The sequence below is a fragment of the Kitasatospora sp. NPDC058063 genome, from assembly GCF_042885395.1.
GTDB lineage: Bacteria > Actinomycetota > Actinomycetes > Streptomycetales > Streptomycetaceae > Kitasatospora > Kitasatospora lactacystinica.
This window is the reverse complement of sequence record NZ_JBHVSD010000044.1, coordinates 13,336-32,407: the sequence shown is the minus strand read 5'-3', so window position 1 is coordinate 32,407 and position 19,072 is coordinate 13,336. Positions and strand designations below refer to the sequence as shown.

The following is a 19,072-nucleotide window of genomic DNA, read 5'->3' as shown; positions in this document are numbered from 1 at the left end:
AGCGGCCTGTGGAGGTCCCGGATTTCACCGTCGTGCTGACCGGCGGGCAGGGCGGCGGTGCGGAGGCCCTCAAAGCCGTGCGCGCGGCCACCGGGCTGAGCCTGTGGCGCAGCAGGCAGTTGCTGGACAGCGCGCCCGTCACCGTCGTCTCGGACGTCCCGTTCGACATCGCCGCGCCCATGGCGCGGGACCTGCGAGCGGCCGGCGTGCCGACCGCCCTCCGGTGCGGCTGGTGCCGACGCACCCTGCCCGGCGACGACACCTCCCCTGTCGATCCCGGCCCCTGCGCGTCCCGGTACTGGCCCACCGCCCACTGCGAGGCCAATTCCATGACCAGCTGCGACTGCGGTTTCTGCACCGCCTACGGCCCCCTGCCCGGATACACCACCCCCTGACCCGCCCACCACGGCACGGCCCGCTGCCACCCGACGGCCAACCGGAACGACGGCGCGGCGGCCGAGCCGGCGGCCGCCGTCGCGGTCCGGCTCGGCCCGCTCATGGTGGTGGTTCGGGGCCCTGGGCCGGTCGGTGGTCGAGTCGGGGGCGGGGAGCCGCCTGCGGCGATGCGCGTCCGTTTCTGGTGCCCGGCGGTGTTGTTCGACAGGATGTTCCGGTGGCGAACTTGACCCGGATCTGGACGATGACCCGTACCAACTTCCGCGCGGCCGACCCGGTCGAGCGGTGGACCGCGCGCGCGGCCTGGGTGGTGCTGACCGCGACGGCCTGGCTGGCGGTGATGTTCACGACCGTCTGGGGGGCCATGGTCGCCGGGGTTCCCACCGGTACCGTGGGGTGGTTGGCGGTCGTCCTCTCGCTGGCGGTTCCCGCCGTATCGCTGGTCGCCGTCACCTCCGAGCCCGGCGGGCGCCTCGGTGCGCCGGCGTTGACGGTTGTCCTCCTGCTGGCGGCCGCCGTGCTCGTCGTCGCCTTCGTCTGAGTCGGGGCGCACGGCTCCCGGACGGCCTCTGCGGGTGCTTCCTGTCAGGGAGTTCGCGCCGGGGACGCCCTGAACCCGGTTGCTCGCCCCCGGCCGCCCGGTCGTCGGCGCGAAGGCGGCCTTTGATCAGCATCACGCCGGCGACCGGGCGCAGGTCAGCAGTTCACGATGGTCGAGACGGTCGCGGTCGATTGCGGCCAGCCGGGCTGGTCCACGCTGAACTGGGCGGTCACGGTGCGGCCGCAGGGCACGGTGCCCGTGATGCCGCCGACGTCGCTCCCGCCGGTCGGGATCAGGACGGTCGGGGTGATGGTGCCGAGCGGTGGGCTGGTGACGCCGATGCTGGTCAGCCGGAAGGAGACCTGCTGGTCCTGCCAGGTCGGGCTGGTCGGAGTGGCGCGCCCGAACACGTACACCTGGCCTCCGTTGTTGTTGATGCAGGCCCTGATCGTGAGGTAGTTCGGCGCGCCCGGGTCCCCGCAGACGGTGGTGCCCGTCATGCCGGCGACGGATGCGGTGGCGGCGGAGGCGGTCTGGGTGCCGGTCAGCGCCGCCAGAGCGGCGGTACCGGCGAGAACGGCAGCAAGGCGTTTCAAGGGGCCCTCCTTCGTCCGGTGCTCTCGGCGGGCGCCGACAGCACTGTGACATGTCACATGGCTCTTACGGCATTGTGGCAGCCCCCCGCGAACGGTGCGCCGAGTTCGCTCAAAGACAGCCGTCCTGACGGACCATCGGTCCGAACGGGAAGCTGGGCTGCCGGGCCGGCCTCCGGCCGAGGCGGGCACGCGGATCGGCTGCGTCAGGCGCGGGAGGGATCCGGGGGCTGATCGGATGAGGCGGGCCGGAGGATCCGCGCAGGGCGCGTGGACGGCGGGCGCCGAAGTGATTCTCCGCGACGGGGCGGCCGGGTGACGGCCCGTCGTTGCGTGCTAGAACCATCGACGGCCGTGAACGCCCAGCCGCGATCACCGCCCCCTGCACCGCTGCACTGCCGTACCGCCGTACCGCTGCACCGCCGCACCGCGCACCTTCCGGCCGCATTTCCACCGAAGGAGAAAACATGTCCGTCGCACGAACCATACGGACCGCGCGAACCGCGCTGCTCGCCGCCTTCGCCGCGCTCACCCTGCTGCTCACCGGCGCCGCCACCGCGACGCCGGCCTCCGCCACCGCCACGGGGCTGGACGACACCTGGGCCTGCTCCGTCCCGTCCGGCTACGTCTACGAAGGGGTCGTCTTCAGCCAGACGTGCAGTGGCGGCGGCAGCTGGAAGTCGCCGCAGTACCACCTGCGCACGCCCGTCGACGGCCTCACCTCCTGCTCGACCGCCCCGGGTTTCACCTACGACTCCGCCGGCTCGTCCACCACGTGCAGCCTGACGCAGGGCGTCCCGTCCACCACCTTCCACCTCCGCACGCCGGTCAGCGGCATGTGGGCGTGCAGCGTCCCGAGCGGTTTCACCTACAGCGCCACCACCTCGAACCTGGACTGCGCCACCGTCCGGAACGTGCCGACCACCAAGTTCCTTCTGTCCCGCTGACCGGCTGACCGGCCGAGCCGGAACACGGGAACGAGTGGGCCGCCCCGCAGCGGCCGGGTGGCCCACTCGTCGGCCGTGATCGGGTGGCGGGCTTCTCCGCCGGGCCGGCGATGACGCACGACTCCGCTCTCCGGCCGGAGCCCCACCCCCTGGCAGTCGCCCGGTCGGGGGCGGGGCTCCGAACAACGTACGGTTCGTGGTTATCCGAAGCCGCGGGCGTCCTGCTTCAGCGCGGTGTCCACGGTCAGCGCGGTCGCCACGACCAGGCTGAGCAGCGGGTCGGCGAGCGGGCGGTGGATCTGGAGCACGTAGTTGTCGGCCGTGGTGAACATCGTCTTCGCCAGGCCTTCCCAGGTCTTGGTGATCCGGGCGACCTCGGTGTCCGTCGCGTCGACGATGGAGAAGTTCCAGGCCCGCCAGTTCTCCGCCTTGATGGCGCCGATCTTCTGACCGCCGACCTCCAGCGAGAAATTGATCTTCCCGATGGCGTTCTGCTGGATGATCTGGCCGACCTCCTGGCCGTCCGGACGCTGCACGATCACCCGCGACTTGATGAACTTCGCCGGGCGGGTCAGCAGCAGCACCGGGGTGCCCTGCGCGTCACGGATCTCCAGCTTGTGGGTCAGGTACTGGTCGAGGGAGGAGACCAGCCGCAGCACCTTGCGCAGAGCGCTCTGGCCGACCTGGACCACCGAGCCCAGCGTGGCGCCCTGCTGGTCGAAGACGGAGTACTCGTTGGTCAGCTCGATCAGCTTGGCCTTCTGGTTCACCACCAGGACCGGCTCGGAGAAGAGGGTGCCGCCGCCACCGTAGACCGGTCCGACGCCCGCCTGCTGCTGCACCTGGCGCTGCACCTTGGCGGAGTCGCCGGCCGGAGCGGCCGGCTGCCCGGGGAAACCGGGGGTGTTCGTGTTCTGGGACATGGCGGGCAGGCTAGGCCCATTCCTCTGTGGGGAGCTAGATCGTTTTGAACGGCTCCCGGGCTCGTCGGGGACTTCGCGTTGCGAAGTTGACCTGCGGGTTTGGGTGTTGCGGACGACAGTCGGCCGGCACCCGGCGCAGTGGATGTGTCCGATGTCACATCCTCTGACGGTGTGTGGGCGGCGGTCCGTCCCTCGGTCCCACCGTCTGCACACCGCCCTCACCACCTGGGCACCACCGGCGGCACGACGGCGGCCGGGGTGCGCGGCGCGGTGACGGACCTGCGGCCGGCCGTCGAGGAGGGAGCCCTTGCCTCGGGTCCGATCGGGTCGATGCCGAGTCTTTGCCGAGTCATTGATGGTTGGCGAGGGGCGGGATAGCTTCACTCCTGCACCACCCGTCCTGTTCCTGCCCGGCCGGCGCGCTGTCCTCGGCCGGGTCCTGCACCCGGATGATGTGGAGATCACATGGCTCGACTGCCTTCCTTACCGCGGCTCGGCCTGGCCGTGCCGATCGCGCTGTCACTGACCGCCTCGCTCGGGTTCCTCCCCGCGCCGGCCTCGGCGACGCCCCGGGCGCAGTACGCCGCGCAGGCCGAGGACGCGCACCCCCTGGCGTACGTCGTCAACACCAGGACCGACCGTCGCACGATCGCCGAGGTGCAGCGGGCCGTCGCCGCGGCCGGCGGCACCGTCGTCGTCACGTACGACGGGATCGGCGTCATCGTCGCCCACTCGGCGAACCCCGACTTCGGCAGGCGGATGCGCGCGGTGCGCGGAGTGCAGTCGGCGGGCGCCACGCGGACCGCGCCGCTGAGCGCGGCGGGGGCCACCGACGAGAGTGGGGTGCGGCGCCTCTCCGAGGCCGAGGCGGCGAGGATCGCGAAGGCGTCCGGCAGCGGCACCGAACCCCTCGAAGCCGAGCAGTGGGCCCTGCGGGCGATCGGCGCGGACAAGGCCGCGGAGATCGACCCGGGCAGCAGGGACGTCACGGTCGCCGTCATCGACACCGGCGTCGACGACACCCACCCGGACCTCGCCGCGAACTTCTCCCCCTCGCAGTCCGCGAACTGCGCCAGTGGCAAGGCCGACACCGCGTACGGCTCCTGGCGGCCGGTGGACGCGAACTACTTCCACGGCACGCACGTGGCGGGCACGATAGCCGCGGCCCGCAACGGCGTCGGCGTCGCGGGCGTGGCACCCGGGGTGAAGGTCTCCGGCATAACGGTCTCCCAGCCCACCCCGCGCCAGCTGATCTACGCCGAAAGCGTCGTCTGCGCCTTCGTGTTCGCCGCCGACCACGGTGTGCAGATCACCAACAACAGCTACTACGTGGACCCGTGGCAGTACAACTGCCTGGACGACCCCGACCAGAAGGCCATCGTCGACGCGGTCGACCGCGCCCAGCTCTACGCGCAGCGGAAGGGCACCCTCAACGTCGCCGGGGCCGGCAACGCCAACCACGACCTGGCCTCCGACGGCTTCACCGACGGTGGCAGCCCCAACGACTCCACCCCGGCGAGCCGGACGGTCGACCCGCACAGGTGCTGGGACCTGCCCGCACAACTGCCGGGCGTCGTCACGGTCGGCGCGACCGGCGCCAGGAACGCGAAGGCGTACTACTCCAACTACGGCCTCGGCGTGATCGACGTCGCGGCGCCGGGCGGTGACCGCTACCAGGCCTCGGACACACCGTCCGGGGAAGGCGGCATCCTGTCGACGCTGCCGAACAACCAGTACGGCTACGAGCAGGGCACGTCCATGGCCACGCCCCACGCCTCCGGTGTGGCCGCGCTGCTGAAGTCCGCCCACCCGGAAGCGACCCCGGCCCAGTTGCAGGCACTGCTCAAGGCCCGGGCGGACAACCCGGGATGCCCGGCCGGCCCGGCCGACCCGCACGGCGGGAACGGCGGGAACAGCGGGAACGGCGGCGGTTCCGGGGACGCCGTCTGTACGGGCGGCAAGCGCATCAACGGCTTCTACGGCTTCGGCATCGTCAACGCACTGCGCGCGGTCGAGTAGTCGGCACCGCACCGGCCCCGCCGCCGTGGACGTCCTCGCGCTCGCCGGTTCCGTCCCTGAACCGGCGAGCGCCGGACGTCGCCGCGCTGCCAGCGGCCCTTGGATAGGGTGCCGGGATGGCCCTCGACTCCCCCCGACTGCTGCGTGCCGACGCCGCCCGCAACGCGGAAAAGATCATCCGGGCTGCCCGGGAGGTCTTCGCCGAGCAGGGCCCCGACGCCCACCTCGACGACGTGGCGCGCCGGGCCGGCGTCGGGTCCGCCACGCTCTTCCGCCGCTTTCCCGACAAGGCCGCGCTGCTGCGGGCCGTACTGGACCAGCGTTTCGGCGAGCACGTCCGTCCCGTCATCGAGGCTGCCGCGCACGAGGCCGATCCCGCGTCCGGGCTGGTCCGTGTGCTGGAGGCGGCCCTGGAATCGGTGGCCGGCGACTACAACGTGCTGGCCGCCGCCCGCGCCGCCGGCGTGCTGACCCCGGCGACCGGGGAGGAGTTCTTCGCCGCGCTCGACGCTCTCCTGACGCGCGGTCAGGACGCGGGCGTGATCCGCGCCGACCTCGTGCCCGACGATCTGCACCGCATCGTCGTCATGCTGGTCTCGGTGCTGTGGACGATGGAGGCCCGGGAGGACGGCTGGCGCCGGTACCTGGCCCTGGTCCTCGACGGCCTGTCCCCCGCCGGGGCCCGCCCGCTGCCCTGCCCCGCCCCCGCGCTGCACACCCGTACGCGCTGACGCCCTGACGTCTGACGTCCTGACGTCCTGACGTCCTGACGTCCTGACGTCCTGACGTCCTGACGTCCTGACGTCCTGACGTCCTGACGTCCTGACGTCCTGACGCCTGACGCCTGACGCCTGACGCCGAGGCAGGTGCCGGCCGCCACGCCGGGCGGCCGGCACCCCCGGCACCGCCGTCCGTCAGCGCGCCGGGCGCAGCCGGATCGCCGAGGCCGGGCACATGGCGGCCGCCTCGCGGGCCTGTTCCGCCGCCGGGCCGCCGGGGTCGGCGGCGAGCACGACGACCCGCCCGGCCTCGTCCTGGTCGAACACCGACGGCGCGGTCATCGCGCACTGCCCCGACGACACGCACCGTGAGGTGTCCACCTCCACCCGTACGGTGGGCCGCTCGGGCCGATGGTCCCCGTTCACCACAGGACCGGGACCTCGCCGATGCCGCCCGCCAGCCGTTCGGAGTGGTCGCGCAGGCTGCGCGCGTCCACCGCCAGCCGCAGGCCGGGGAAGCGCCGGAACAGCGCGGTCAGCGCGATCCGCATCTCGGTGCGGGCGAGCGCGTTGCCGATGCAGTAGTGACCGCCGTGTCCGAAGGCCAGGTGCGCGTTGGGGGAACGCGACGGGTCGAAGGCGTCCGGTTCCTCGAAGGCCCGCGCGTCCCGGTTCGCGGCGTTGATGGCCACCAGTACCGCCTCGCCCCGCGCGATCGCCGTCCCGGCGACGGTGACGTCCTCGCGGGCGTAGCGGGTCAGGCCCAGGGCGCCGGGGGCGGCCATCCGCAGGACCTCCTCCACGGTGGCGCGGGCGGACCCCTCGGGGTCGGCGGTGAAGCGGTCGCGCCGGGCGGTGTCGCTCAGCAGGAACAGGACCCCCAGGTCGATCCGGGTCGACGTCGTCTCGTGGCCCGCGAACAGCAGCCCCACCGCCAGGCGGGTCATCTCCTCCTCGGTGAACGAGGGGTCCTGCGCCTGTACGGCCAGGATGTCGCTGATCACGTCCTGCCCCGGCCGCTTGCGCTTCTCCTCGGCGACGGCGGCCACATACGCCTCGAACTCGGCCATGGCCGCGGCCCCGTCGGCGCCGCCGTACAGCGCGGCGATCCGTTCCGACCAGCCGCGCAGCAGGTCCCGGTCCGCGACCGGCACGCCCAGCAGCTCGCAGATCACCATCACCGGCAGCGGGAACGACAGGTGGTCGTGCAGGTTGACGGCACGTCGCGGATCCCGCGAACGGTCCTCGTCCATCGCGTCCAGGCAGGACGCGGCGAGTTCCCCGATCCGCTCGCCCATCCGGCGCATCCGCGGCGCGCTGAACGCGGGCGCCAGCATCCGGCGCATCCGGGTGTGTTCGCGGTCCTCCTCCTCGGGCGTGACGGCGGGGCGTGTGTGCAGCGCCGAGGCCGAGATCCTCGGGGCGTCCTCGGTGTCGGGGCGCAGCCGGGAGAACCGGGTGTCGCTCAGGATCACCCGGGTTTCCTCGTAGCGGGTGACCAGCCAGGCCGGGTCGCCGGCGGGTGTCGTCACCCGGGTGATCGGGCCTTCCTCGCGCAGGCGTGCGAGCAGTGGCGCCAGGTCCAGGGCGTTGGGGCGTTCGAAGGGTAACTGCGGTGCGGGCGCGGTCATGGTCTCTCCTCACCGGCCGAAGGGCCACAAGAGCAGGGAACGCTCGGCGGAGCCGCTCTCTCCCGCACGGCCGGGCCAGGACCGACGAGTGGCCTTCCGGGCCGGCAAGTGAGAGTCAGCTCTCTCTTCTCTCGGGAGAGTAACACCGTCGGCACGCACAGTCAGCCACTGCTGGAGCGCACGCGGTGAAAGGGCGGCAGGCCCCGGAAGCCCGGGCGGTGGGATCACATGCCGGGGGTACGGGCGAGGAGCTGGTGGTGGAGGTCGTCGAGGCGGCCAGCAGGGTGGTGCCGTCGTCGCGGTCGAGTCCGCCGATCGCCACGTCCGCCAGGAACTCGAAGACCGTGGTGTCGTCGCCGCGCTCGATGGCGGCCCGCAGGGGGTGCAGGTCCACCGGCCGATCATGCCCGCCGCCCGAAGGCCGGGGCGAAACGGTTTTCCGTCCCACGCCCCCGGCCCCACGCCCCCGGCCCCACGACCCCTTTGAGCCGGGGGTTGCCTTCCCGGATCACGGTGCCGTGGTCGGGGACGTGCGCGGCCCCGGGTGCGCTCCGGGTCGTGGGTGACGAGGGCCGCCCGCCCCGGGCCCACGGGGAGTCCGCGCGGCGCCGGTCAGCCCGTCGCCGCGGATGTGACGAGTCGGTGGATCTGGGTGGTCACCAGGTCGGTGCGCAGGGCGGGATCGTGCGCGGTGTCGTCGCCGGTGAGGAACAGGACGCGGTTGTCCCCGACGGCGGCGTAGAGGTAGACGCGGGTGAAGCCGCCCTGCGAGGTCACCGCTCCGGTCGGCGAGACGACGCGGAAGCCGACCGCCGGTGCCTCCGGCACAGCGGAGGGCACCGGCTCGACCCTCAGGTCCGCCCCACTGCCGCCGTTGTCCAGACGGAACCCGGTGCAGCCGCCCCCGTGCACAGCGGCCTCCAGCGCGTCGAAGCGCTCCTTCGACCGTCCGTCCGTGAAGCTGCCGACATCCACCAGCGTGCGGTTGCCGAGGACGTTGTTCCCGGTGACGTACCAGCGCCGGGCGGAGGCCGCGGGCCGCTCGGACATGACGGTGAGAACCGGTGCGCACGCCGGATACCGCTGCGCCGCCACAGCCGTCGGGTCCGACCCGGCGGCGGGCGCGTCCTTGGCGGGCTCGGTGGTACTGCCGGGCGGCAGGTCCGCGACCGACAGCAGAACGTCCGTCAACTGCTCCCCGGACAGCGGCCCGAGGGCACGCCACGCGGGTGCGGGCCCGGCCGGCGCGGCAGTGGACGGCGGCGCGGCGGGGACGCCGGTGGGACTGCTGCCGCCGGCGCCTGCCGGACCGGGTGGCGCGGCCGAACAGCCGGCCATGAGGGCGATCAGCGCCGGTATCAGCGATGCCATTCGTATGACGGGCCGTGCCAAGGTCTCTCCTGCTTTCTCTTCCCGCTCGACCGCACCATCTGCGGTGCGGGCCCATTCTGCCCGCGGGACGGCGCCCGGCCGGCCCGCCTCGTCGGACGGGTGGTGCGCCAGGGGTGAACACCCGCCCCCACGTGCGACGTCCGAGTGCCGGGCACGGCGGGTGCGGAAACCGGGTAGCGGGAATCGGGCACCGGCGCGGCGATGAGTCTTCCGGCCCCGGAAGGTCTACATCTCGACGGGGACGACCAACTCATCGGGAGTGCAGACATGGGCCTCATCCACATCGAACTGTTCGCGACCCTCGACCTCGTCGGTCAGGCGCCCGGCGGCCCCGACGAGGACCCGGTGGGGTTCCCGTTCGGCGGCTGGCAGGCGCCCCTGATCGACGAGGGCACCGGGGCGCAAATCCTCGCCGCGTACGAGGGCACGGACGCCCTGCTGCTCGGCCGGCGGACGTACGACATCTTCGCCGCCTACTGGCCGCACCAGAAGGACGGCGAGATCGCCGAGCTCTTCAACCGCGTCCCGAAGTACGTGGCCTCGCGCGGCACGCCCGGCCTCCCGTGGGCCGGATCCACGCTGCTGGGCCCGGACCTGGCCGGCGCGGTGCGCGAGGTCCGTGACCGGCACGGGCACGTGAAGGTCGTCGGGAGCCTGGACCTGGTGCAGACCCTCCTGCGCGAGAAGCTCTTCGACCGTCTCGACCTGTGGGTGCACCCGATCGTGCTCGGCGTCGGGAAGAAGGTGTTCGACGGTGGCGCGGTGCCCACGAACCTGACGCTCCTCGAACCGCCGGCGGCCGGTGCGCAGGGCACGGTGTTCCTGCGCTACGGGCTCGCCGACGGCACGCCCCGGACGGGCGACATGAGCGCGCCCGACCGCGGTCTCGGGCACGACGACGTCCGGTGATCCGGAAGGCCGGGCGGCCCGGCGGGCACACCGCCCGGCGGCGGCTCACCGCCGGGGCCGGCCACCGATGACCGGCCCGTCGCTGCCGGCCGGCAGCCGGGCCAGTTCCTCCATCGCCTCGCGCTCGATCCGCGCCAGCTCGCCCAGCAGCCCGCCGGCCCGCTCCAGCGGCGCCGCGTCCCCCGACTCCCCGGCCGCGCCGACCAGTCGGGCCACCTCGCTCCAGCCCGCCGCGGCCTCGGCGTAGCGGTCGCGGGCGGTGCGCACCCGGGGGTCGTCGAGCAGCTCGGCGCACTCGGCGAGGAAGTCCCGGTAGAGGTTGCGGAACAGTGCGCCGCCCGTCCCGGCCAGCTCCATCATCCGTGCGGCCTGCGGCAGTCGGAGCTCCGGCCGGTCGGCCCTGGCCTGCCAGCCCGGCACCAGGGCGGCGGCCCTGGCGATGCCGCGGTGGCCGAGGTTGGCGATCGGCGGGTGCAGGAAGGCCGCCGCGCAGTCGGCCATCGCCGGAGCCAGCAGGTCACGCACGTCCGGCGGTTCGCCGTGCAGGGCGAGCGTGAAGGAGCGGTGGCGGGCGGTCATCGGGCCGCGTTCGGCGCGCGCCGCCGCCAGCGAGGCCAGGCTGGTGGTGACCGCGCCGCCCTGCTGCGCGGTGTCCACCAGGTGGGCGTCGGTCGCGTCGTAGCCGCGCATCGCGACCACGTGCCCGCCAAAGTGCACCCGCGAGGTGAAGTACTCCAGGTGGTAGCAGTCCAGTTGGAGCCCGACCGGGCGTCCGGCGTCCAGCTCGGCGGCCACGTTGCGCCAGGCCCGGCCGGCGGAGGCGGTCTCCCGGACGTCCAGCTCCAGACCGAGCCGGGCGGCCAGGGCGCGGGTCAGCTCGAAGGGCTTGACCCGGCCGCCGAGGAACGGGAAGTCCATCCCCTTGCCGTCCCAGTAGACGAACGACAGCCCGGCCCCGAGCCCGAACAGCATCGGCTCGGACAGCACGACGCCCTCGTGGCGCAGCAGCACGTCCAGCGCCGTCGTCTCGCAGTGCTTCCCGCCGAGCGGCTCCGTCATGCCGCTTCCTCCGTCCGCTCCTCGACCCGGACCACCAGGCGGGTCGTCCACTCCTGCTCCGGGGCCTCCTCCGGTCCGACCAGGTACGCCTCCCGCACCGGTGCCAGCGGCCGCAGTCCGCGCTCGTGCACGGCGGCCAGCAACGCGTGGTAGGCGAGCGGCAGTTGGGAGTACGGGCCGTGGTGGACCGTCTCCACCACCGGGCCGCCGGGCAGCAGCTCGCGCTCCAGACCGGCGGGCAGCCTGCGGGGTCCGCCCGCCTCGACCGCCGTGTCCACCGCATCCGCCTCCACCGGCACCACCGGCTCGACCTCCTCGAGCTCCTCGACCGGCTCGGCGCCGACCGCGATGCGCATGCCCTCGGCGAGGTCCAGCGGGAACAGCCCCCACAGCGGGAGCCGCCAGGGCGTGCCCTGCAGTCCCGCCAGCAGCCGGCGGACGCACCCGCCGGTCCGCTCCGCCAACTCGCCCGGCCCGGCCACCGCCCGTACGACGACGAGCCGCCGCTCCGGCTCCCGCCCGAGGACGATCTCGTACCCGGGCAGTCCGCCGCCGGCCGCGAGTCGCTCCAGCAGCTCCAGGCGGGCCCGGTCGCGGGTGATCCGCTCCGCGACCCGGTCGCGTTCGGCGCGCAGCAGGCCGGCCCGCTCCGGCTCGGCGGCCGCCAGGGTCGCGGCGATCACCGCGAGCGGCACGTCGAGGTCGCGCAGCAGCGCGACGGTGAGCGCGTCGCGGGCCTGCCCGGGGGCGTAGTAGCGGTACCCGGTGGCGGGGTCGACCCTGGCCGGGGGCAGCAGGCCGGTGTCGTCGTAGTGGCGGAGCTGTTTCACGCTCAGCCGGCAGAGGCGGGCGAAGCGCCCGATGGTGAGGAAGTCGTCCTGGTCTCGCACGGGCCCATCGTGGACCCTCCCGCTGTGGGAGGGTCCATCCCGCGCGCCCGGCCGGACCGCCGGCGGGAGGCCGCCGTCGGTCCTGCGGCGAGCACGGAAGCCGCCGCCGGGATCCCGGCTCTCCGGCGGCCGCACGTACCGCTGCCCCGTACGGACGGCAGGGCGGGTCGTCCACTGCGTGATCGCGAGCGCGGCGGAAAACGGTGCGACACCGAACGAATCCGCCCCTACACTCCCGGCATGATCCGTTCTGCAGTGCTGGAGGACGCGTCGACGCTCGGCGATCTGAAGGTGAGGTCGTGGCGGGCGGCGTACGCGGGATTCATGAGCGCCGTACACCTCGACGGGCTGGACCCGGTCGAGGAGTCCGCGGAGTGGGCCGAGTACCTGGCCGATCTCCCGGACCGTCACCGGCTGTGGGTCGCGGAGCGGGACGGCGCCGTGATCGGCTTCTGCCGTACCGGGCCCGCCGACGGGGACCCGGACCTCGGCGGCGACGCGGCGGAGGTCTACGGCCTGTACATCGAGCCGGGCCTCATCGGCACGGGGCTGGGCGCGAGCCTGTTCGGCCGTGCCGTGGCCGACCTCGAAGCGCGGGCCCACCGGCCGCTGTGCGTGTACGCCTACGTGCCCAACACCTCCGCCATCCGCTTCTACGAGCGGGCCGGGTTCGTGCGGGACGGCACCGTCCGGCTCGACGAGGAGGAGGACGGGACGGCGATCGCCGAGGCACGACTGGTCAAGCACCCGTAGGGCGGGAACAGGCCGGGGGCGGTGTGAGGAGGCCGCGCCGCGGGGACAGCACCAACGTGGCGGGCAGCGCGGAGACGGTGTTGGTGGTGGTGCGGGGGCCCAGTGGCGCCGGGAAGTCGAGCGTCGCCGCGCGGCTGCGCGCCGCCTACGGCCGGGGCATCGCCGTCGTCGCGCAGGACGTGCTGCGGCGCGACGTGCTGCGCGAGCGGGACGTCCCGGGCGGGGCGAACATCGGCCTGATCGACCTGGTGGCCCGGCACGCCCTGGATCACGGCTTCCACGTCGTCGTCGAGGGCATCCTCGCCGCGGACCGCTACGGACCGATGCTGGCCCGGCTCGCCGCCGACCACCGGGGGCGCAGCTTCCTGTACTACCTGGACGTCGACTTCGACGAGACCGTGCGCCGGCACGCCACCCGCCCGCTGGCCGCCGAGGTCTCCCCGGAGCAGATGGCCGGCTGGTACCAGGCGCACGACGTCCTGCCCGACGGCCTCGAACACGTCGTCGGCCGGCACAGCACCCTCGACAGCACCGTGACGAGGATCCTCACCGACACCGCCCTCACCCCACCCGGCTGGACGCCGAGGCCCTGAACCCGGAGGCCTCGGCGCGCGGTTCCCGGTCCGCGCGGCGGGCCGCAACCGGAGGCCGCGCGGCAGCGTCCACCCGGATACGAACGGTCGTCCGACCGCCGTACTCCTGGGGGGATTTCCGCACATGCCGATCAACGACGCCGTCCCTGCGCCACCACCGCACGGCTCCCTGACGCCCTGCCCGGGCTGCGCGCTGACCGACCAGGTCCGCAGTGTGCCGGCGGTCCACCTGGGCGAGCGGCGGAACGTCACCGTGCGCTCCTCCGGCGGCGACGGCCGCACCGAGACCCGCGAGGAGGTGTCCGCCCTCGGCCGGGCCCTGGCACCCGCGCCGCCCACGACCAGCACGGCGGTCCAGACGCTGGCGGCCCTGGGCTTCGTGACGCTGATCGGGGCGGTCTTCACCCTCGTCCAGGGCACCATGGCGCGCGACGCGCCCGTCGGCCGGAAGCTCGACCTCTCGCCGCCGGACTGGGTGACCAAGCACCCGGGGTTCCCCAACGACTTCCCCACCGACCTCCTCCCGGGCGGCCTTCCGAAGGCCGCTCCGGCCTCCCCGGCCGCGCAGGCGGCGGCCCCGCTCGCCGACGCGGACGACGCGCTGGTCCCGCTCTGGGGGTCGTATCTGATCCTGGCCGTCGCGATCGCCCTGCTGGCGGGCGCGACCGCGCTGTTCCTCGCCAGGCGGCGGCGCCTGGCGGGCCGGCCCCGGGCCGAACGGCTCTGGAACCAGGCCTGGTACTGCGCCCGTTGCGGCACCGCGCACTTCCCGCCCACCGCCGGACAGGGCAGCGGGTCGCTCGGCCTCGCGGAGTTCCGCAAGGCGGTCTGGACGGCGGGCGGCTACGGCGACCTCGCCGAGCGGTACCGGCCGTAGGCGCGGGACGGGTCCCGCCGGGTCGAGGACCGCCTTCGTTCGCATCGGCCGCGGCCGCTGACGGGTGAGATCCGTGAGACGGCGAGTGGAGCGCGGAGGGGCTGAGCCGCGCCGCCCCGGCAAGCCCCGGCGCAGCCGACATCCGGCGGGCGGCGGCCCGGACGGGGGCCACGACGGGGCGCCGGGGCAGCCGTAGCGGGCGCGCCGGACGGGCCCCGCGCAGGTGGATACGCTGGCGGAATGACCGGAGTACTGGAATTCGGCGCGCTGCTGGCGCACCTGATGGACCGTCGGGTGCTCGACAGCGCTGCGCTCTCGGCGGCGGCCGGCGCCGACCCGACGGAGTTGCGGGCCGTACTGGACGGGCGGGTGCCGACCGGACAGCTGCTCAGGGGCCTGGCGCCGGTGCTCGGGCTGCACGCCGCCGACCTGTTCGTCCTTGCCCGGCAGCCGGTGCCCGACGACCTGACGCCGGTCACCCGCAATCCGCACTGGTCGGTCAGCCCCGTCGTCCACAACACGATGGTCATGCCCGCCGAGAACCGGCGTCCGCTGCTGGACGCGATCGGGGCGCAGCCCCTGGTGCGGCGGGAGGGACGGGGCGGGATCGACCGGCCGCACCACCGGTACGAACCGGGATTCGGGGCAGTGCTCCTGGAGCTCGCACACAGTCGGAACCTCAGGTGGACGTGCACGGCGAAGGCCCTGTACGCGGTGACCGACGGGCGGGTCTACCGGGCGGCGTCCATGATCGGCGGGGTGGGCCGCGGCGCCGTCGAAGCCACCCCGGAGCTGGTGGCCGGCTTCGCGGGAGTGCTCGGCATCCCCGCGCCCGACCTGGCGGCGGTCGGCGGCATGCGCCTGCCGGACGACCTGCCGCCGCTCCACTCCCGGGCCGCGGACGTGGCCGCGGTCATCTGGGAAGCCCGGCGCCTGACCACCGCCCAACTGGAGGAGGTCGATCTCACCTCCCAGCACCTGGCAGGCCGCTGACCCGCACTCCCCCGCTGCTCATCGCAGGAGCCGGCCGGCCGGGGCTGCGGCGACGCAGAACTCGTTGCCCTCCGGGTCGGCCATCACGACGTGGTGCCCGTCGAACTCCTGCAGGACGGACCCGCCCGCCTTCACCAGCCGCTCGGACTCCGCCTTGATCCGCGCCCACCGCTCACCGGGGCTGCCGTGTCCGGGCACCCGGACGTCGAGGTGGAGCCGGTTCTTCGCCGTCTTCGGTTCGGGGACCTTGAGGATGGAGAGGCGGGGGCCGGTGCCGTCGGGATCGCAGAGCCACGCCCCGTCGTCCGCGGAGTCGTCCTCCGGCAGGTCGAACTGCGCGAGCCACTCCTCGCGGGTTGTGAAGGGTGCGGGCGGCGGCTCGTCGACATAGCCCAGTGCCGTCTTCCAGAACGCGGCGAGGAGCGGTGCGTTCGCGCAGTCGAGGGTCAGATCGATTCTGGCTGCCATGACAGGACCGTACTGCGCACCTCCGACAGCCGCGCCACGAGTCGCGGGCCTGCGGGCCTGCTGGCCCGCGGGCTACGGCTCGGTGAGGGAGCCGCCGTCGAGGGCCTGGACGGCGGCGCCCAACCGCCACGCCTCGATGTCGCGGTAGTGGATCGGCCCGGGGCCGCGGCCGATGTTGCTGCCGACGAGGTGGAGGCATTCGGTCCGCCACGGCCGGCCCACGAACCCCGCGAGCCCGGCCGCGGCCTGCGGCACGCTGACGGGGTCGTCACGGCGGGCGCGTGCCAGGGTCAGGTGGGGGCGCAGCGGCCGGTCCCTGAATTCGATTCCGCAGGACCCGACCAGGTCCCGGACGTCGGTGGCGAGCCGGTGCAGTCCTTCCAGGTCCCCGTCGATGCCGGTCCACAGGAGTCGCTGGTCGAAGTGGCCGCCACCGCGCAGGCCCAGGTGCAGGGCGGGGTGCGACGCGGCCGCGTCGGCCAGTGCCGATCGCAGCAGCGGCACCGCCGTGGACGGCTGTTCGCCGAGGAAGGCCAGGGTGATGTGCCAGTCCTCGATCCGGTTCCACCGCAGCCGCGGGTACCCGGCATATGCGGGTCGCAGGGCCCGGGCCAGTTCGTCCTTGGCGTCGTCGGGCGGGGCGAGCGCCACGAAGACGCGCAGGGTCGGGGGTGCGGGGTGATCGTCCACGAGGGGGGAGGGTAGCCGAGGGTCGGCGGCGCCCTCGACTCCACCGTACGAAACCGTACGGAACCGTGCTGAGACGTGCTGAACCACACAGAACCGCGCCGAGCCGGCCGCTCGACGAGCGGCCGGCTCCACTACCGCGCTGCCGGTCCGGTCAGGACGGCAGCGTCTTGCTCGCCAGTACCTTCCCCTGGGCGTCGTACGCGGCGAGCCTGATGCCCTCCAGCGGGTGTGCCCCCGGGCCGTCGGCGGCCTTCTGGCTGGGCCCCCAGACGTAGCCGGTGGCGTAGCCCGGGTCGCCGGGGAGCGAGGCGACGGTGGCCCAGTACGCCTGGCCGTCCACCTCGATGGCCATCCGGGCGACCTGCCCGGGACCGTGGTAGACGAGGTTGTACAGGCCCTCCTGGTGCTGCGGGGGGTTCCCGTAGTACTGCATGGTGATCTCGGTCGTGCCCCCCGCCCAGGAGTATCCGGCGCATCCCGGGCCGCTCTTGTAAGCAGGAGCGTCGTGGATGCAGATCTCCTGGTCCTTCAGCTGCATCCACCAGTCCGGGCGGCCCAGCGCCAGCTGCTGGCCGGGTTCCACCACCAGGGCCTCGGGAGCCGGCCCCGCCGGTGCCGGCGGGGCCTGCGAGGCGGGCCCGACGGCCCGGCTCCCGCCCTGCGCGGACAGGACGGCACCCGTACCGGCCACCAGCGCGAGCGCGGCCACCGCGGCCGACGCGCCCACCGCCATCCGGCGCCCCCGCCGCTGCCGGCGCACGTGGACCTGCACGGGCCCGGCGGACCAGTCCGCCACCGCGACCCGGGCCGCCTCGTCCCGCAGGGCGCCGCGCACCATGTCCTCGGTGTCCATCACCTGTTGCCTCCGTCCGTGCCGTCGATCGTCGAAGCGGTGCCCGCCGCGTACGGGGCCAGCACCGGGTGGTTGCGCAGTTTCGCCAGGCCTCGGCTGGCCTGGCTCTTCACGTTGCCGAGCGAGCAGCCGAGCACTTCGGCGACCTGGTACTCGCTCATGTCCTCCCAGTAGCGCAGGACGACCACGGCCCGCTGGCGCTGCGGCAGCTCGGCCAGTGCCTGGAGGAGCACGGAGCGCTCCTCGACGTCGCGGTGGCCGCCGCCGGCGGTGTGCGCCCGATCGGGGAGGACGGGCACGAGCAGCTGCCTGACCCGGCGCCGCCGGTGGCGGCTCAGGTTGTTGTTCACCAGGGCCCGGTGGACGTAGGCGTCCGGCTCCTCCAGGCGGCTGATCCGGGACCAGTTCCTGAAGACCTTCGCGAACGTCGCCTGCACCACGTCCTCGGCCTCGTGGTAGTCGCCCGTGAGCAGGTAGGCGGTGCGTACCAGGCGCCGCCAGCGGGTGGCGGCGAACCCCTCGAAGTCGAGCTCCCGCGGGCCGGGGCCGCCCGCGGAAGCCGGTGCCGTGCCGGGCCTGGGCCGGTCCTCCACCGGGATGTGCAATGCGCTCGCGGTCATCCGATTCCTCTTCGTCCACGCGACGACCCGACCGGACCGTCGCTCTGCCCTACTCACCGCCGCGCCGCCGCAAGGGTTGCACGCCGGCGCCGAATCATCCGGGCGTCGAGCACGGCAGGGGGCTCACGAAGGGTCGGGCCGGTCGGGTTGCCGGCGCCGACGACGACCGACAGCCGATGATCGACGGCCGACGGCAGGGCACCGACGGCAGGACGCCCCGGTGCGGCGGCCTCGTCCGGCCGCCGCACCGGGGCGCCGTCGGGTCAGAGCACGACCTCCTTGAGGAGGCCGGTCGCGACGTCGAGGACGAAGCCGCGCACGGCGCCCGTGTGCGGGACGAAGGGGCTGGTGCGGATCCGGGCGGCCGACTGGCGGACGTCCGTCTCCAGGTCGGCGAAGGCCTCGGCGGCCCACGGGGGCTTGACGCCGGTCTCCTCCCGGATCGACTCGCGGAAGGCGTCGTCGCCGAAGGTGAGCATGCCGCAGTCGGTGTGGTGGATGAGGATGATCTCCCGCGTCCCGAGCAGCCGCTGGCTGATCGCCAGCGAGCGGATGGCGTCGTCGGTCGCCACCCCGCCGGCGTTGCGGATCACGTGCGAGTCGCCCTCGGCGAGGCCGAGCGCGCCGTAGACGTTGAGCCGGGCGTCCATGCAGGCCAGGACGGCCGTGCGGCGGGCCGGCGGGAGCGGGAGCGGCCCGTCGAAGGCCGCGGCGTAGTCGGCGTTGTTGCGCAGGTAGTGGTCGGTGACGGTTTCGGTCATGGTGGACGGCTGTCCCTTCGGTGCGGTCGGATCGTGGTCGGCCGGGACGTGCGGGGCCCTCCGTCCTGCACGCGCGGGTGCGGGCCGCGTACGCCGAGGGGCGGGCAGCGGGCGGCAGGCAGCGGGCAGCACGGAGCGGCGGCGGTGCCGTTCGAAACGGAACGGAACGGAGCGGAACGGCGCGGCCGGGTGGAGCGGGCGATCAGACGATGACCGGACAGCCTGTGGAGTGGATGCGGCCGAAGTCGATGTGACGACGGCGGACGAGCACGGTCATGCGGGCACCGTACTGCCCGGCGGAGCGACCCCGCCCGGGATTCGCCCGTTCTCCACTCCCCCGGGTGACCGCCCCCGTGGACGCCGGCACCCCGGGCCGGGTGGCCGTCCGGCCGTCCGGCCCGGTGGATGACGGGGCATGGGCCTCCGGCCCTACGTCGGCGCGGCG

23 protein-coding genes are annotated in these 19,072 nt (G+C 73.9%); 10 read left to right on the top strand and 13 right to left on the bottom strand.

Translation table 11 applies throughout. The annotated features are described in order from the left end of the window. Positions 1–8 precede the first annotated feature (8 nt). Both ACFVUY_RS41280 and ACFVUY_RS41275 read left to right on the top strand, forming a co-directional pair. On the top strand, positions 9–395 hold the full coding sequence (locus ACFVUY_RS41280) for a ribosomal protein L7/L12 (RefSeq protein ID WP_387737117.1): 387 nt from the start codon (positions 9–11) through the stop codon (positions 393–395). A gap of 218 nt (positions 396–613) precedes the next feature. Further along, a complete protein-coding gene (locus ACFVUY_RS41275) occupies positions 614–937 on the top strand; it encodes a hypothetical protein (protein ID WP_359899118.1) in 324 nt (107 codons plus the stop codon). 155 nt (positions 938–1,092) lie between these two features. Here ACFVUY_RS41275 and ACFVUY_RS41270 read toward each other — a convergent pair whose 3' ends face one another. Further along, positions 1,093–1,533 (bottom strand): hypothetical protein, encoded by a 441-nt coding sequence (locus tag ACFVUY_RS41270; RefSeq protein WP_387694300.1) that lies wholly within the window; start codon positions 1,531–1,533, stop codon positions 1,093–1,095. Between the two features lie 464 nt (positions 1,534–1,997). Between ACFVUY_RS41270 and ACFVUY_RS41265 the strand changes: the two genes are divergently transcribed. Beyond that, positions 1,998–2,477, top strand: coding sequence for a hypothetical protein (locus ACFVUY_RS41265; RefSeq protein WP_387694302.1), 480 nt, complete (start codon positions 1,998–2,000; stop codon positions 2,475–2,477). Positions 2,478–2,677: 200 nt separating this feature from the next. Here the strand turns inward: ACFVUY_RS41265 and ACFVUY_RS41260 are convergent, their stop codons facing one another. Further along, the gene (locus tag ACFVUY_RS41260; RefSeq protein WP_387694303.1) at positions 2,678–3,400 is read right to left on the bottom strand and encodes a phospholipid scramblase-related protein; all 723 of its coding nucleotides are present in this window, start codon (positions 3,398–3,400) and stop codon (positions 2,678–2,680) included. A 465-nt stretch (positions 3,401–3,865) separates the two neighbouring features. Between ACFVUY_RS41260 and ACFVUY_RS41255 the strand changes: the two genes are divergently transcribed. Together ACFVUY_RS41255 and ACFVUY_RS41250 are read left to right on the top strand one after the other, a co-directional pair. Beyond that, the gene (locus tag ACFVUY_RS41255; RefSeq protein WP_387737116.1) at positions 3,866–5,419 is read left to right on the top strand and encodes a S8 family serine peptidase; all 1,554 of its coding nucleotides are present in this window, start codon (positions 3,866–3,868) and stop codon (positions 5,417–5,419) included. A gap of 116 nt (positions 5,420–5,535) precedes the next feature. Further along, a complete protein-coding gene (locus ACFVUY_RS41250; protein WP_387737115.1) occupies positions 5,536–6,150 on the top strand; it encodes a TetR/AcrR family transcriptional regulator in 615 nt (204 codons plus the stop codon). Positions 6,151–6,333: 183 nt separating this feature from the next. On the opposite strand, the gene ACFVUY_RS41245 is transcribed toward ACFVUY_RS41250, so the two are convergent. The 4 genes from ACFVUY_RS41245 to ACFVUY_RS41230 form a co-directional block, all read right to left on the bottom strand. Continuing rightward, positions 6,334–6,525: a ferredoxin gene (locus tag ACFVUY_RS41245; protein WP_387737129.1), complete on the bottom strand. Its 192-nt coding sequence runs from the start codon at positions 6,523–6,525 to the stop codon at positions 6,334–6,336. 35 nt (positions 6,526–6,560) lie between these two features. Next, positions 6,561–7,769, bottom strand: coding sequence for a cytochrome P450 (locus ACFVUY_RS41240; protein ID WP_387694308.1), 1,209 nt, complete (start codon positions 7,767–7,769; stop codon positions 6,561–6,563). 115 nt (positions 7,770–7,884) lie between these two features. Continuing rightward, positions 7,885–8,163 carry a hypothetical protein gene (locus ACFVUY_RS41235; protein ID WP_387737114.1) on the bottom strand — a complete coding sequence of 93 codons (279 nt, stop codon included), beginning with the start codon at positions 8,161–8,163 and terminating at the stop codon, positions 7,885–7,887. A 218-nt stretch (positions 8,164–8,381) separates the two neighbouring features. Continuing rightward, on the bottom strand, positions 8,382–9,140 hold the full coding sequence (locus ACFVUY_RS41230; protein ID WP_387737113.1) for a hypothetical protein: 759 nt from the start codon (positions 9,138–9,140) through the stop codon (positions 8,382–8,384). 288 nt (positions 9,141–9,428) lie between these two features. On the opposite strand from ACFVUY_RS41230, the gene ACFVUY_RS41225 reads away from it, so the two are divergent. Further along, positions 9,429–10,070, top strand: a complete 642-nt coding sequence (locus tag ACFVUY_RS41225) for a dihydrofolate reductase family protein (RefSeq protein ID WP_387737112.1) — start codon at positions 9,429–9,431, stop codon at positions 10,068–10,070. Between the two features lie 45 nt (positions 10,071–10,115). On the opposite strand, the gene ACFVUY_RS41220 is transcribed toward ACFVUY_RS41225, so the two are convergent. Continuing rightward, entirely contained in the window at positions 10,116–11,129 is a 1,014-nt protein-coding gene (locus ACFVUY_RS41220; RefSeq protein ID WP_387737111.1) for a BtrH N-terminal domain-containing protein, read from the bottom strand. Then, entirely contained in the window at positions 11,126–12,019 is an 894-nt protein-coding gene (locus ACFVUY_RS41215; RefSeq protein ID WP_387737110.1) for a MerR family DNA-binding transcriptional regulator, read from the bottom strand. Before ACFVUY_RS41215 ends, ACFVUY_RS41220 begins: the two co-directional genes overlap by 4 nt. Before the next feature lie 240 nt (positions 12,020–12,259). Here ACFVUY_RS41215 and ACFVUY_RS41210 point away from each other — a divergent pair, with 240 nt between their 5' ends. From ACFVUY_RS41210 to ACFVUY_RS41195, 4 genes are all read left to right on the top strand, one after another. Then, positions 12,260–12,772 carry a GNAT family N-acetyltransferase gene (locus ACFVUY_RS41210; RefSeq protein WP_387694314.1) on the top strand — a complete coding sequence of 171 codons (513 nt, stop codon included), beginning with the start codon at positions 12,260–12,262 and terminating at the stop codon, positions 12,770–12,772. Between the two features lie 56 nt (positions 12,773–12,828). Then, positions 12,829–13,365 carry an AAA family ATPase gene (locus tag ACFVUY_RS41205; RefSeq protein WP_387737109.1) on the top strand — a complete coding sequence of 179 codons (537 nt, stop codon included), beginning with the start codon at positions 12,829–12,831 and terminating at the stop codon, positions 13,363–13,365. Positions 13,366–13,489: 124 nt separating this feature from the next. After that, positions 13,490–14,242, top strand: a complete 753-nt coding sequence (locus tag ACFVUY_RS41200; RefSeq protein WP_387737108.1) for a hypothetical protein — start codon at positions 13,490–13,492, stop codon at positions 14,240–14,242. A 240-nt stretch (positions 14,243–14,482) separates the two neighbouring features. Continuing rightward, a complete protein-coding gene (locus ACFVUY_RS41195) occupies positions 14,483–15,235 on the top strand; it encodes a hypothetical protein (protein WP_387737107.1) in 753 nt (250 codons plus the stop codon). Between the two features lie 18 nt (positions 15,236–15,253). On the opposite strand, the gene ACFVUY_RS41190 is transcribed toward ACFVUY_RS41195, so the two are convergent. The 5 genes from ACFVUY_RS41190 to ACFVUY_RS41170 form a co-directional block, all read right to left on the bottom strand. Further along, positions 15,254–15,703 carry a VOC family protein gene (locus ACFVUY_RS41190; protein ID WP_387694317.1) on the bottom strand — a complete coding sequence of 150 codons (450 nt, stop codon included), beginning with the start codon at positions 15,701–15,703 and terminating at the stop codon, positions 15,254–15,256. Between the two features lie 72 nt (positions 15,704–15,775). Continuing rightward, the gene (gene thpR / locus ACFVUY_RS41185) at positions 15,776–16,393 is read right to left on the bottom strand and encodes an RNA 2',3'-cyclic phosphodiesterase (protein WP_387737106.1); all 618 of its coding nucleotides are present in this window, start codon (positions 16,391–16,393) and stop codon (positions 15,776–15,778) included. Between the two features lie 151 nt (positions 16,394–16,544). After that, positions 16,545–17,249 carry a hypothetical protein gene (locus ACFVUY_RS41180; RefSeq protein WP_387737105.1) on the bottom strand — a complete coding sequence of 235 codons (705 nt, stop codon included), beginning with the start codon at positions 17,247–17,249 and terminating at the stop codon, positions 16,545–16,547. Then, positions 17,246–17,866 carry a SigE family RNA polymerase sigma factor gene (locus ACFVUY_RS41175; protein ID WP_387737104.1) on the bottom strand — a complete coding sequence of 207 codons (621 nt, stop codon included), beginning with the start codon at positions 17,864–17,866 and terminating at the stop codon, positions 17,246–17,248. Before ACFVUY_RS41175 ends, ACFVUY_RS41180 begins: the two co-directional genes overlap by 4 nt. Before the next feature lie 263 nt (positions 17,867–18,129). Next, the gene (locus ACFVUY_RS41170) at positions 18,130–18,627 is read right to left on the bottom strand and encodes a beta-class carbonic anhydrase (RefSeq protein WP_387695869.1); all 498 of its coding nucleotides are present in this window, start codon (positions 18,625–18,627) and stop codon (positions 18,130–18,132) included. Between the last annotated feature and the right edge of the window lie 445 nt (positions 18,628–19,072).